General features: G+C 48.2%; 12 protein-coding genes. 11 read left to right on the plus strand and 1 reads right to left on the minus strand.

The window, feature by feature from the left end; translation table 11 throughout:
- The first annotated feature begins 12 nt into the window (after positions 1 to 12).
- The 8 genes from D3P08_RS21215 to D3P08_RS21250 all read left to right on the plus strand — a co-directional run bounded on the left by D3P08_RS21215 (position 13) and on the right by D3P08_RS21250 (position 7,237).
- Positions 13 to 987, plus strand: a complete 975-nt coding sequence (locus tag D3P08_RS21215; RefSeq protein WP_119602126.1) for a formylglycine-generating enzyme family protein — start codon at positions 13 to 15, stop codon at positions 985 to 987.
- Positions 988 to 1,153: 166 nt separating this feature from the next.
- Positions 1,154 to 2,101 (plus strand): helix-turn-helix transcriptional regulator, encoded by a 948-nt coding sequence (locus D3P08_RS21220; protein WP_119602127.1) that lies wholly within the window; start codon positions 1,154 to 1,156, stop codon positions 2,099 to 2,101.
- A 91-nt stretch (positions 2,102 to 2,192) separates the two neighbouring features.
- Positions 2,193 to 2,627: a VOC family protein gene (locus tag D3P08_RS21225; RefSeq protein ID WP_119602128.1), complete on the plus strand. Its 435-nt coding sequence runs from the start codon at positions 2,193 to 2,195 to the stop codon at positions 2,625 to 2,627.
- Positions 2,628 to 2,751: 124 nt separating this feature from the next.
- On the plus strand, positions 2,752 to 4,053 hold the full coding sequence (locus tag D3P08_RS21230) for a phytoene desaturase family protein (RefSeq protein ID WP_119602129.1): 1,302 nt from the start codon (positions 2,752 to 2,754) through the stop codon (positions 4,051 to 4,053).
- Entirely contained in the window at positions 4,031 to 4,894 is an 864-nt protein-coding gene (locus D3P08_RS21235; protein ID WP_119602130.1) for an RNA polymerase sigma-70 factor, read from the plus strand. The genes D3P08_RS21230 and D3P08_RS21235 overlap by 23 nt, the downstream gene beginning before the upstream one ends.
- 199 nt (positions 4,895 to 5,093) lie before the next feature.
- Positions 5,094 to 6,020: a DUF2268 domain-containing putative Zn-dependent protease gene (locus D3P08_RS21240; protein WP_119602131.1), complete on the plus strand. Its 927-nt coding sequence runs from the start codon at positions 5,094 to 5,096 to the stop codon at positions 6,018 to 6,020.
- The gene (locus D3P08_RS21245; protein ID WP_119602132.1) at positions 5,995 to 6,750 is read left to right on the plus strand and encodes a MerR family transcriptional regulator; all 756 of its coding nucleotides are present in this window, start codon (positions 5,995 to 5,997) and stop codon (positions 6,748 to 6,750) included. Before D3P08_RS21240 ends, D3P08_RS21245 begins: the two co-directional genes overlap by 26 nt.
- 208 nt (positions 6,751 to 6,958) lie before the next feature.
- Positions 6,959 to 7,237 (plus strand): hypothetical protein, encoded by a 279-nt coding sequence (locus D3P08_RS21250; RefSeq protein ID WP_119602133.1) that lies wholly within the window; start codon positions 6,959 to 6,961, stop codon positions 7,235 to 7,237.
- Between the two features lie 265 nt (positions 7,238 to 7,502).
- Here the strand turns inward: D3P08_RS21250 and D3P08_RS21255 are convergent, their stop codons facing one another.
- On the minus strand, positions 7,503 to 8,483 hold the full coding sequence (locus D3P08_RS21255) for an aldo/keto reductase (protein ID WP_119602134.1): 981 nt from the start codon (positions 8,481 to 8,483) through the stop codon (positions 7,503 to 7,505).
- Between the two features lie 165 nt (positions 8,484 to 8,648).
- Here D3P08_RS21255 and D3P08_RS21260 point away from each other — a divergent pair, with 165 nt between their 5' ends.
- From D3P08_RS21260 to D3P08_RS21270, 3 genes are all read left to right on the plus strand, one after another.
- Entirely contained in the window at positions 8,649 to 9,221 is a 573-nt protein-coding gene (locus D3P08_RS21260) for a sigma-70 family RNA polymerase sigma factor (protein ID WP_119602135.1), read from the plus strand.
- Positions 9,222 to 9,585: 364 nt separating this feature from the next.
- Positions 9,586 to 10,662, plus strand: coding sequence for a phosphotransferase family protein (locus D3P08_RS21265; RefSeq protein ID WP_119602136.1), 1,077 nt, complete (start codon positions 9,586 to 9,588; stop codon positions 10,660 to 10,662).
- Positions 10,663 to 11,074: 412 nt separating this feature from the next.
- Complete coding sequence (locus D3P08_RS21270) at positions 11,075 to 11,986, plus strand: hypothetical protein (RefSeq protein WP_119602137.1); 912 nt, start codon at positions 11,075 to 11,077, stop codon at positions 11,984 to 11,986.
- The last annotated feature ends 360 nt before the right edge of the window (positions 11,987 to 12,346 follow it).

A 12,346-nucleotide genomic window follows, 5' to 3' on the forward strand; every position in this document is an offset into this window, starting at 1 on the left:
GAGGAGACCCGTATGAACCCGCATCCGAAAGCTTGCTGCTCGGCAAGCAGACAACAAATCGACATTGCCATACAGCCGTTTCAGCCAATACCGCAGGCTGCTGGAACGGATAAAGCCGGGACTTCCGAACTGCGAATCGAGTGGGTGAGCCTGCCCGGCGGGAAATTCCAGATGGGGACGAATGACGCGGAGGGGTTTCCGAACGATGGCGAAGGCCCTGTGCGCGAGGTGGAGCTTGCTCCGTACCGCATCTCCGCATACACGGTGACGAACGCGCAATTTCAAGCTTTTACGGAGGCAACCGGCTATGTAACGGAAGCGGAGAAATTCGGCTGGTCCTACGTATTTCATCAGCTGGTGCCGGAAGAGACTTCGGGCAAGCAGGCGGGCGCCGCGCAAGGGACTCCCTGGTGGCTTGCCATTGAAGGCGCCGACTGGAGGCGGCCGGAGGGACCGGATTCCAGCGTGAAGGAGCGGATGGACCATCCCGTCGTCCATATTTCGTGGCATGACGCGGCCGCGTTTTGCGAATGGTCGGGGACGAGACTGCCCACTGAGGCGGAATGGGAATTTGCCGCGCGCGGCGGACTCCAAGGGAAACGATATCCTTGGGGAGATCTCCTGCACCCGGACGGCAAGCACAAGTGCAACATCTGGCAAGGCAAGTTTCCAGTCAAAAATCACGGCAGCGACGGATACATCGGCACGGCGCCGGTTAACGCGTTTGAACCGAACGGATACGGCCTTTATAATATGTCGGGCAACGTATGGGAATGGTGCGCGGACTGGTTCAGCCCGGGCTATCACCGCCAGACGGAGAAGGTGAATCCGATGTATACGGCGGAAACAGGGAGAAGATCGATGCGGGGCGGCTCTTATTTATGCCATCGGTCCTATTGCAACCGTTACAGGGTGGCGGCTCGAAATTCAAATACGCCGGACAGCTCAAGCGGCCACTGCGGCTTCCGCGTGGTTACGAGCGTCTAGGAAACAGCAGAGGCAGTGAATCCATTAATCGGGATTCGCTGCCTTTATTAAGTAGCAGGTGATGATTTTATTTAGGCTTGACTTGGGGTTCACTTCAGAGGTTAAGTTATAGATACAATGTACGAGATCGTTGGATTCCCATACGCCGATTAAAGAGGAGCTGTCAATGAACAAAACAGATCGCATGTTGGCCATCGTGCTGGAACTGCAAGGCAGGCAAGTGGCACGTGCAGAAGATTTGGCTGCACGATTTGAAACCAGTGTGAGGACCATCTATCGCGACATTCAGGCGCTCAGCGAAGCCGGCGTTCCGATTACAGGCACTACGGGCACCGGATATTCCTTAATGGAGGGCTATTTCCTGCCTCCGATCCGTTTTACAATAGAGGAAGCCGTGACCTTGCTTATAGGAACAGAATTTATCGAGCAGCGATTTGATGATGATTATCGTGATAGAGCTAATGTTGCTAGGAAGAAAATCGAGGTCACCTTATCAGACGGTATCCGCAGTGAGACCTCCCGTATACGCAAGTCGCTGCGTTTACTTTCTCCTGGCACACAGGAGGCGCCGTCCAATGAAAGGGAAAATCTCGGAAAGATCCGTCGGGCTCTATTAGATGGGCGAAAGATCAGATTTCATTATTCCAAAAGAATGGCGGATTCCGCGGGGAGCCGCCACAGCGAACGTACCGCCGCTCCTTATGGCCTTGTACTCATTGAGGGGGCTTGGATGCTTGTGGCCCGGTGTGATCTACGCCAAGACATCCGTCATTTCCGGTTGTCTCGAATGGCTGAGCTTATCGAGCTGGACGAACGATTCGAGCTCCCGGAGCATTTCGACTTAAGGGAGTATACCCCTTTAGACGATCGCTACTTGCGAGTATGGCTTCGATTTAACCATGATATCGCAGAGAAGGTGAAGGAATCGAACTATCATTACATAGAGGATATGAAAGAGCATCAGGATGGATTGGATGTGGCCTTACGCGTTCGTCAGTTGGATGAATTGCTGCAATGGGTGCTTGGCTGGGGAGCGGGCGTAATCGTACTAGAACCTGAGTCGTTGCGAGATCGGATTCGTGATGAAGTCCATAACATGCTGAAACGCTACTGACATAACGTTGTCAGTAGCGTTTTTTTATAATTGGACATGCAAATGTAAAGGACACAGCCAAACCAATTATTAGCAGGAAGGATGATATTTTGTGATTTTCGCTTCTGTTCGTATCATGACTGACGACGTGGATCGTCTCGTCGAGTTCTATGAGAAGGTCCTGAGGGTACCGGCGGAGCGACCCGCGCCCGTATTTGCCGAACTCGTAGTGCCATCATGCACCCTTGCAATCGGCCACTCCCAGACTGCGCAGCTATTCGGCGCTGGTTCCGCAGTGGGGGCCAATAATCGCACTGTCATTATTGAGTTCCGCGTCGACGATGTCGAGGCCGAATATGTGCGCTTGAAGCCATTTGTCGATAATTGGGTAATGGAACCGACCATGATGCCGTGGGGGAACCGTTCTATGCTGTTCCGCGATCCCGACGGCAACCTTCTTAACCTCTTCGAGCCGGTGACCGAGGATGCGATTAAACGGTTTAGCGGCCGACATGGAAGGGAAGTGAAGGACGGCCTTCAAACTTGACATGACAGGCAGCGAGGAGACAGGTTAGACGAGGAGATTTTCCCTTAAATTTTTTTTGCGTATTTGTCACACTTCACATCCCTTCCCCGTCATACAGGTAAAAATTGCGAAGGGATGATGAACGATGCAAAAGGTTGATGTGGTCGTGGTTGGTGGAGGAATTGCGGGTTTAACCGCTGCTATTTACGCAGCCAAAGCCGGGAAACAAACGGTGGTGATCGAAAAACAGAATCGCTTAGGGGGCCGTGCCGTTTCCAACAAGAAGAAAGGGGCTTACTTTAATTTGGGCGCGCATGCCTTGTACCAGGGGGATGCGTATGCGACTTTCCGGGAGCTGGGATTGACCCTGCAAGGAAAGCAGCCTTCGGCTTTCGCTTATGGCATTTGGAAAGGGAAATTGAGCACCTTGCCTTCCGATATGAAATCCTTGTTTACAACTCCGCTTTTGTCTTGGAAGGGAAAGATGGAGTTCGCTTCGTGTCTCATGAAGCTTTCAAAAGCGGATACTCGTCAATTTGACAGGATCAGTGTCCGCGAATGGGTAGAAGGGAATTTGCGGGATCCCATGGTGCGCCATATCTTTTATTCGCTGCTTCGAACCGCCAGCTTTGTGGTCGGGCCGGATTTGCCAGCTGCGGGTCCCGCGCTGAGACAACTGCAGAATGCTCTTAAAGGGGCGTTGTACCTGGACCGCGGCTGGGGCGAATTAATCGAGGAATTGCATAAAAAGGCGTCCGGTCTGGGAGTGCGGTTTTTAACCAACACCAAAGTCTCGTCCATCGATATCCGAGGCGGGATCGTAAGGCAGGTACTCTGTGAAGACGGAGCGCAAATCGATACGCATTATGTTATCCTTGCCACGGCACCTTCTATCGCGCATAAGCTGGTGCCCTTTGCAGAAAAGACCGCTCTCCATACCTGGAAAGAACAAGCGATTGAGGTCACAGCGGCATGCCTGGATGTAGCCTTGAAGCGACTCTCCAAGCCTAAACAACAATTTGCGTACGGGATCGATCAGACCGTATTTCTTACCAATCAATCGCGTGCGGCTCATCTAAGCGACGACGGCGCGCAAGTCATCTCGCTCATCAAGTACCAAGGGAAAGACACGGATCCGGATAAAGATTTACAAGAGCTGGAGGGTGTGCTGGACTTGATGCAGCCGGGATGGCGGGAAGAATTGACTGTCAAGCAATACCTTCCTAAAATAACGGTTTGCCACGACTTTATGCATATGAAACGTCTTGAGAATCCGGGGCCCGCTGTCCCGGAAATACAAGGATTGTATGTAGCAGGAGAATGGGCGTCGCACGGTGAAGTATTGGCCGATGCCGCGACGGCAAGCGCCAAAAGAGCCATACAACACATGCTCTCCCTTGAGGGTAAGGAGAGGAATGCCTATTATGAGCACAGAGGAATTATATAAACGTTATAAAACGGAGCTGTTTTCGTTAGCCTATCGAATGCTCGGCAGCGTCATGGATGCGGAAGATATCGTGCAAGATGCTTTTATGAGCTATGACGGACTGTCTGACGCCGGGGCCATTCGAAACGAAAGGGCGTTTTTATACAAAATCGTAACGAATCGTTGTCTTGATCTCTTGCGCTCGTCCGCCAAAAAACGGGAAATGTACGTCGGTCCATGGCTTCCGGAGCCCCTGATTGAAAAAGGGGCTTCGGACAACGATCCATCCAATCGGTATTTACGGTCGGAGTCGATTTCCACGGCTTATCTTCTGCTTCTGCAGCAATTGAGTGCAACGGAAAGAGCGGTTTTTCTTCTTCGCGAGATTTTTCATTATTCGTTTGAAGAGATTGCCGATATCGTCGGGAAAAACAGCGCGAATTGCCGGCAAATTTTCCACCGCGCCAAAAAAAGCATCCATTTCGATCCGGACCAACAACCGTCGGTTTCCATTGCGGAAGAAAAGATTAAAGAGTTTGTGCATTCACTGCTGCAAGGAAATACAACAAGGCTTCTTGAATTGGTCAGCGAAAATGTTGTGTTCTACTCGGACGGCGGAGGCAAGGTAAGAGCGGCGCAAGTGCCTGTTGTCGGATCCATGCGCGTGCTGCATTTGCATCAAAATTTGATCAACATGCATGCGGGTAAAATGACGTTTTCGTTCCTCATGGTAAACGGGCTCCCCGGAATCCTCATACGTTTGGGCGGAGGAATGCAATATGTTTATTCATTTGCATACCGGGATCATAAGATCGAAGCGATCTATAATGTCGCCAATCCGGAAAAGCTGAGACATTTATAGTGGAAGGTTGATTGACTGACGAGGCAGCCGGAAAATCGGCTGCCTCGTTAAGCTGTTGGGCGGCGTTTTATGAGCTCTTGGGGGGATCTGGCTGGGTGCCATACGCCTAATTTTCAGTATTTGCCTTAAAGCTCTTGACTATGACGTTAGGTCATAGTTCATAATGCACTCTAAGAAAACATAACTAGGAGTGAGAGGCATGAACATTCGAACATTGCGCTCGGATCATATTTATCAAAAAGTTGCTCAGGCTTCGCCTGAGGAAAAGCTTGAATTGTTCAGAAACGAAATGATGGCTCCCTTTATGAAACAGTGGCAAATTCAACAGATTCCTTTTAGAGCGGATGAGGCAAATGGTTTTGACGTTATTGCGTTTAATAGCATGATGCATCGCTCCCCCGATCAGATTACCGGACAGATTTCATCTGAGATCGAGTTGATTTCGTCAGATGCTTTTTGGTTAGAGTGCGAGAACGCGGTCAGGCAAAGCCTAAATCTATTTCATGAACATCAAATTAGTCTTCCCGTTTCCGAATACTTGTTTACCCTTCAGTTGGGGAATCCGGACAGCCGGGCCTTAACTATAAACGAAGGCTATAGCGGATTTGGGGGCATTCCCGGGTTTATCTGGGGTACAATCCTGCCAAATGAGTACACGATTCCTCGAATGAAGGCTGCGCTTGCGCACGAATGCAATCACAATGTGCGATATCAATTTATTCAGTGGGATCACACCGTTAATTTGGGCGAGCTGATTGTAAGCGAAGGATTGGCCGAAAACTACGTCACGTTCATGTTCGGAGAAGAACTGCTCGGCCCGTGGGTAACGAAAACAAACGCAGAAACGCTTAACAGCCGCATAAAGCCTGCGCTTCGAGAACAATTGCAATTAACGGGCTTTGATCAAATTGCTCCGTATCTTTACGGCGACGAGATCGCGGAACTTCAGAACTTTAAACCGGTCAATATGCCTTACAGCGCCGGCTACGCTTGCGGCTATTATTTAATCCAGTATTATTTAAGAAAAACAGGAAGAACGATCTTCGAGGCCACAATAACGCCTGCTGCTCAAATACTAGAAGAAGTAGAAGGATTCTGGAATGAAGAAACCATTATTAGCGGTTAAAGATATTGTTCAGATTACGGGTATTACTACGAGAGCCTTGCATTATTACGATAGAATCGATTTATTTAAACCGACTCACCTGACGGACAACGGGTATCGCCTATATGAACGAAGCAGTTTGGAAAAGCTTCAAACCATTTTGTTTTTGAGGGAATTGGATTTTTCCTTGAAAGAGATTGCGGATATTATAAAGCTGACCAAGCAAGAGCAGAAACAAATCGCAATGCAGCAGAGACATGCCCTATTGATGAAAAAACAAAGACTAGAAACGATTATGGCGGCTCTCGATGAATTTGCTTCGGGGAAGGATATTAGCGATTTGCTGCTCTTCAACAATTCTTCCGTGCTGCCGTTGAAAGAGCAGTATGCCAATGAAGCGAAATTCCTGTATGGAGAGACAGAGGCGTATAAAGTGTATAACGAAACGTTGGAAACTTTATCGCAGGACGAAAAACAGGAACGGTTCGCCGAGATGGAGGAGCTATTCAAACAAATTGCGACTTGTATCGGTCAGCCTCCTTCCTCCAATGAAGTTCAGCGATTAATCGAGGAGTGGAAAAAGTATTTAATGCAATTCACGGCGTGCGATGCAGAGGTATTGAAATGCATTGCCCATACTTACAAATTCGATGCACGCTTCCAAAACTATTTTCATCAATTTAGCCGTGAAGATTTAGCGGATTTTCTTTACCGTGCAATCATATACAATATCGATCGAACACCGCAATGATTGGTAAACGCCCAAGTTTCCAATTGTATCGAGAAAATAAAGTTGTAGACTGAAAAATAAAGTGTTAGACCGGAAAATAAAGTTTTAGACTGACGGCATGTATTAAGCCATTTGGCAGTTTAGCACGGAAATTGTTTTCAGATTTATCGTTATGTGGTTTGGTGGTAAATGTGGTAAAATTTATGCGTGTTGTGGAAGGGGGGATAGCATGCGTAAAGTCTGGACAATTTTTTCTTTATTATTTATTCTATTTGGCGTAGCCATCCAATTCATAACAAATTTAATAGATGCTCTTGTTCCCAAACTAGGTTTTGCAGCATATCAGGCGGCAGCGGCAGGATCGTTTACACCAGAAAATTATAAAATAGATTTAAGCAGTAATTATTGGCTTGGGTCATTATGTATTCTGTTTGGTGTTGGCGCACTAATCATTATCTGGCATGACTATATAAGGCTTCTAATGAAAAAAATATCTAACCATGGTTGAAGCGTTCATAGCGAAGTAGATCATTAAACTATCGGGGAACGCTAGTTGAATGACAACAGCGGCAGTCTATGACGGACTGCCGCTGCTATATAAATGGTTCTATCTAAAACTAATTTTCAAAAGCTGACGATTCTTCAATTTAAAAATCTTTATTTTCACCGAACATTTCGTGATATGATCGTATTTTTTCGTTCATAGCCCGCCAGTGCTTTGAACGTTTAGTTGATTATATGTCAGCGGTTAATTTAGAATGATCATCTTGATTTTACCAAGCATACGCCTCAGGCGCCTCCCCGCCGGGTCCGGGGAAAATCTCATCCAGCTCTTTAAGCACGTCCGCGCTCAGTCGAATCTCAACCGAACGCAATGCCTCCCTCAATTGCACGACCGTGCGCGGCCCGATAATAGGTGCCGTCACGACGGGTTTTTCAAGTAACCACGCAAGTGCGATATTGGACTCGGATTCACTGAGCTCCCGACATAATGCGGAATACTTCTCGAGCTTCGCATGATGCCTCTCTATTCGTTCTGTCAGCGCGGATGTCCGAATCCCTCTATTTGCAGATAACGCACGTCCGCCGAGCAGTCCGCCTGCAAGCGGACTCCACGGAATGACGCCGATGCCCAGATCTTGCGCCGCAGGCAGCACTTCCAGCTCGGGAAGCCTCTCGAGCAAATTATATTTATGCTGCTCGCTGATCAGTCCCATGAATTTCCGCTCCCTGGCTGCCGACTGCGCCTTCACCAGATGCCAGCCTGCAAAATTGCTGGAACCGATATAATCGACCTTGCCGGAACGAACCTGCGCTTCGAATACTTCCCACAATTCCTCCCAGGGTGTACGCCGATCGATATGGTGCATCTGATACAATTCCACATGATCGGTCTGCAGCCGTCTGAGGGATCCTTCCAAGTGACGTCTAATTTTGTAGAGCGATAACCCTCTGACATCATTAGGCCCGTCAAGCGGGTTCGCGATGGGTTCGTAAACTTTAGTCGCCAGAACAACCCTTTCCCGTCGTTGGCCGCCCTTGGTAAACCAGCGGCCGATAATCGTTTCCGTCCGCCCGGCATTCTCCCCCCAGCCATATACATTGGCCGTATCGAAAAATGTGATTCCGGCGTCCAACGCTTCATCCATAATGCGAAATGCCGTCTGTTCGTCTGTGTCGACGCCGAAATTCATCGTCCCCAAACACAAACGGCTCACTCTAAGTCCTGATCTTCCCAAAAACGTATAATCCATCGAATATCCTCCTCGATTCTCCGATTTGATCTGAATTTTCGGCTATTTTCCAGCTACTACCGTCCGTTCATGTTCTCTTCCCCCTTTCTGTCAATTTGATTACAATAAAAATGACGGTCCTTCTACAAAACGGACGCACAAATTTTGCAGAAAGGATACTGTGGGATGACACACAATCCAAACGAACAGTGGTGCGAATTGTATGAACCTATTCGACGTTTTGTTGCAAGCAAGGTGAATTGCCCTTCTGCCGTTGACGATATCGTTCAAAACACGTTCCTGAGGGCCTACGCCAATTTCGACCAGCTGGTTGATAAAGACAAGATGATGAACTGGCTGTACCGAATTGCACGAAATTGCACGATAGACTACTTTCGACAGTATGCCTCCAATATTTTCCCCTTGGCCGAAATCGAACGGCACGAGGAGCCAAATCAGGCTATCGATGGACTGGACGATACATCACACGAGGTGCTCCGATGCATGCATGATGCCATTAAGCATTTGTCGCAAACATATCGGGAGGCACTCTTGCTTCAGCTTCACGGACGATCTCTTCCACAAATCAGCGAACAGCTAGGAATCTCTCTATCGGGCACCAAGTCGCGGATTCAACGAGGTCGTGAGCGAATTCGAAGAAAATTGACGGGATGCTGCCACATTGAAACCGACCGGTATGGTAACATAATCGACTTTGCGATCAAGCGGGAGCTTCGCGAACGGAGACCGTTGCGTTAAGCCGTATTCAGAACTGAGCGGGGTGTCAGAAGGGTTGTTCACTGCTGTATCAAGTGTTTAAAGAAAATGGACTGAAAAATAAAATATTAGAACGGCAACGCCCCATAAAGCTCCCTCGGTACGATGCAGTTTTTTCACGAATGCTCGCTTATTCGCAGGATTAGACCAGAGGATAAATCGTAGTTTGCTCGTTGAAGTAACTGGCAGGATAGTTTAATCATAATCGTTATTTACCAAACACTCTGCTGTCTTTTATTTTATAATTTAAAGAAACTGGAGGAAGTCTAGCGTTAAGCTTAGTCGTCCGTGCGGCAACACAAAAAAACGCCTCCCCCTACCAATCTGAACCAGGAGCATGTGAGAAATGACAAACTGCGTAATTACCGATCCTACAGATTCTTTGCAATTAAATCTCAATTATATCATTTCCTGCTTAAATCGCGCTGGCAGTCTCGAGCGTGAAACACGTCTGACCGACTACCGCTTGGAACAGCTCGGTGCTGACAACTCAAAGGCGTATCGGATTCATTTGGTATATGAAGGGGCTGTTGGTGACTCTCCGGAAAGTTTATTCTTGAAGCTGTGTACCGGAGGCGCATTTGGTCGTTCGGAAGTCGACTATTACACGAAAGACTACTTAGGATTGTGCGGTGTCCCAATTCCGACTTGTTATGATGCTTGTTATGAACACTCTTCCTATCATCTCTTACTGGAAGACTTGACGAACACCCATAGAAATAATTGGGGCATTACTCCTACGTTAGAGTATGGTAAGACGGCAGCTAGAGCATTGGCAAAACTTCACAGTTATTACTGGGGTACAGACCGCCTTCAAACTGCAGGGTATGACGCCGCCGACCAAAGTCAGTTGGCACGGTATTTGGGGCATATGAGTGTAGGGTTAGGGCCTATGCTCGAAGCACTTCAAGATGACAGCGGAACAATACCCCAAAGCGATGTCGTGTCGGACGTATTCAAAAGGCATCCCGACGCGATGGCGAGACGACTTTCGTCTGGCGGACCACTCACATTGATCCATGGCGATGTTAATCCCGGTAACATATTATCTCAGAAGGACGACTCGTCTAAGGGCATTTATTTAATTGATCGGCAGCCATTCGAATGGTCGCTACAAAACTGGGTTGGACCGAGTGATTTGTCTTATATGATGGTCTTGTGGTGGGATCCAGAGTACCGTCGAATGCTTGAGTATTACGTGCTGAACGCATATTTCAATTCACTAATTGAATTTGGAGTAAAGGACTACACGTGGGAAATGGCATTGTCCGATTACAGGTTATCAGCTTTGCAGTGCTTCTATATCGCAGCTTCATGGTGCATAAATCCGGAAGAACGCACAAACATGCGTTGGTTATGGAGTTCACAATTAGAACGCGCCTGTGCGTTTTACCAAGACTGGCAATGTCATGAGGTGCTGTAGGTTCCCCTGAGAAGGGGGAGCTTAGGTTATTAAATAAATGGACGTGACAGTTTTCTTACACGTTTTCTGTTACGCTAACGGAGACTTTAGTTCAATGAAAAAAAGCGACAGCCTAGGACTTGATTTTCTCGTCCCTGGCTGTCGCTTCTTTGATTTCAAGGGTCAGTCTAATACTTATTTTATGAGGGCTGCCGTGTGGCGATTCTAAAAGCCGTGTGGAATCAAGGTACGCTGAAAAATGAGCCACACGACAGAACAGGGAGCAGCGCCGCGGCGGCCTGCTCCCTGTTTCATTAAAGTAACTTTGTAAAAATGGATGAAATGGCGTGTCCATATGTCCAAGCCATTCTTGAACGCTCTGCATCTTCTAAAGTGTACAACCTTTCAGATTTCCTAAAGGAGGCGTTAAAGAATGGCGACTGTTGATGTAGTTAGTATATTTACAAGAGGCGCAAGGTCAAGCGAAACGGCTGAATTGCGCCTGGCGAGGGTCACGAATGATATTGCAAGAGCGACAGCGGTATGGAGCACAGGTTTCTTTCCGGGAGTAAGCTGCAATATCAATTTTAACAACTTGCAGATTATATTCCGGGATGACGTGACTTTGGAAGCAAACACCGTGCCTGGTATTAGCGATCCCAGAGTCATCAATCTGATCTCGCAGTCGAAAGCGGCGACGAACAATGCGGTAGCAATCTACGTCGTTTATGTGAGCGGGCCAACCCTAAGCTCGGGTGCGATCGGCAATGCTGGTCCGCAATTTGACAGTTTTACCGACACAACAGATTTCCGTATTGTTGGCCATTGCGTCATGAGCGACGATGCTATCGATACCTACGCATTGGCGCATGAAGCGGGACATGTTCTATTTGGACGCTTTTTGAATAATAACTCGAACAGCTTTACGATTAACGATCCCTCGAACCCGGGGGAAGCCCATAACGACAATCCGAATAATATTATGTTCCCGTTCATCCCTTCAAGTAATCCGTTTATTAACGCTGCGCAGTGCAACGTAGCCAGTCAAAGCCGGGTCATCCGCGAGAACGTCGGCGCGGTTCCTATGGCAATGGCAATGGGAGGAGCCAATGCCTTCCTATCCGTATCGAACAACGCTGCGGGTTTTACATCGAGAAAGGGAGGATGCTGTCCGTGCTGCGATCAAGAACATCATCCTGGCTATATCTGCGTGCCTATTCCGAAGCGCGTGAGAAGGCTGAATGAACATGTGTTTAAGCTGCTGAAGAAAGCCGGACCGGATAAACTGAATACGAAGTTTAAATATGTTTGCAAAGATAAAATGATCGTTCCTAAACACAGGTAACAAGGGGGGAAAGTATAGAAAGGCGGTCCGGGCGCGGTCCGGTCTTTCTGACTTGGACAGCCGCTCATTCCGCAATCTGGCGGCAGCTCAATAGCATAAGTTATCGCGCGGGCTATGGCGGGCGCCGGAATCGTCCAAGCATCTGGCGCCAAATGACGACATGAGCGCCATGACTTGCGAGTAACCGCGCCGTCGCTTCACCTACATTCAGGGCTTGGACATTGACCCCGACTCATTATCGGGGCTTTTTTATTTGGTATGGACGATAGCGTAGAGTTGCCGTAAAGGCAGCTCCTTTTTTACGTTCATTAAAGGAAAAGCAATATTTCGGGATGGACAGAAATGGGGACTGCAAGACCG

Origin of the sequence: Paenibacillus nanensis (assembly GCF_003583765.1) — a bacterium.
Taxonomy (GTDB): domain Bacteria; phylum Bacillota; class Bacilli; order Paenibacillales; family Paenibacillaceae; genus Pristimantibacillus; species Pristimantibacillus nanensis.

Bases quoted from the DNA above. Each gene is read 5' to 3' on its own strand.
- D3P08_RS21215 (WP_119602126.1), top strand. From the start codon at position 13: ATGAACCCGCATCCGAAAGCTTGCTGCTCGGCAAGCAGACAACAAATC.
- D3P08_RS21220 (WP_119602127.1), top strand. From the start codon at position 1,154: ATGAACAAAACAGATCGCATGTTGGCCATCGTGCTGGAACTGCAAGGC.
- D3P08_RS21230 (WP_119602129.1), top strand. From the start codon at position 2,752: ATGCAAAAGGTTGATGTGGTCGTGGTTGGTGGAGGAATTGCGGGTTTA.
- D3P08_RS21235 (WP_119602130.1), top strand. From the start codon at position 4,031: ATGAGCACAGAGGAATTATATAAACGTTATAAAACGGAGCTGTTTTCG.
- D3P08_RS21240 (WP_119602131.1), top strand. From the start codon at position 5,094: ATGAACATTCGAACATTGCGCTCGGATCATATTTATCAAAAAGTTGCT.
- D3P08_RS21245 (WP_119602132.1), top strand. From the start codon at position 5,995: ATGAAGAAACCATTATTAGCGGTTAAAGATATTGTTCAGATTACGGGT.
- D3P08_RS21250 (WP_119602133.1), top strand. From the start codon at position 6,959: ATGCGTAAAGTCTGGACAATTTTTTCTTTATTATTTATTCTATTTGGC.
- D3P08_RS21255 (WP_119602134.1), bottom strand. From the start codon at position 8,483: ATGGATTATACGTTTTTGGGAAGATCAGGACTTAGAGTGAGCCGTTTG.
- D3P08_RS21260 (WP_119602135.1), top strand. From the start codon at position 8,649: ATGACACACAATCCAAACGAACAGTGGTGCGAATTGTATGAACCTATT.
- D3P08_RS21265 (WP_119602136.1), top strand. From the start codon at position 9,586: ATGACAAACTGCGTAATTACCGATCCTACAGATTCTTTGCAATTAAAT.
- D3P08_RS21270 (WP_119602137.1), top strand. From the start codon at position 11,075: ATGGCGACTGTTGATGTAGTTAGTATATTTACAAGAGGCGCAAGGTCA.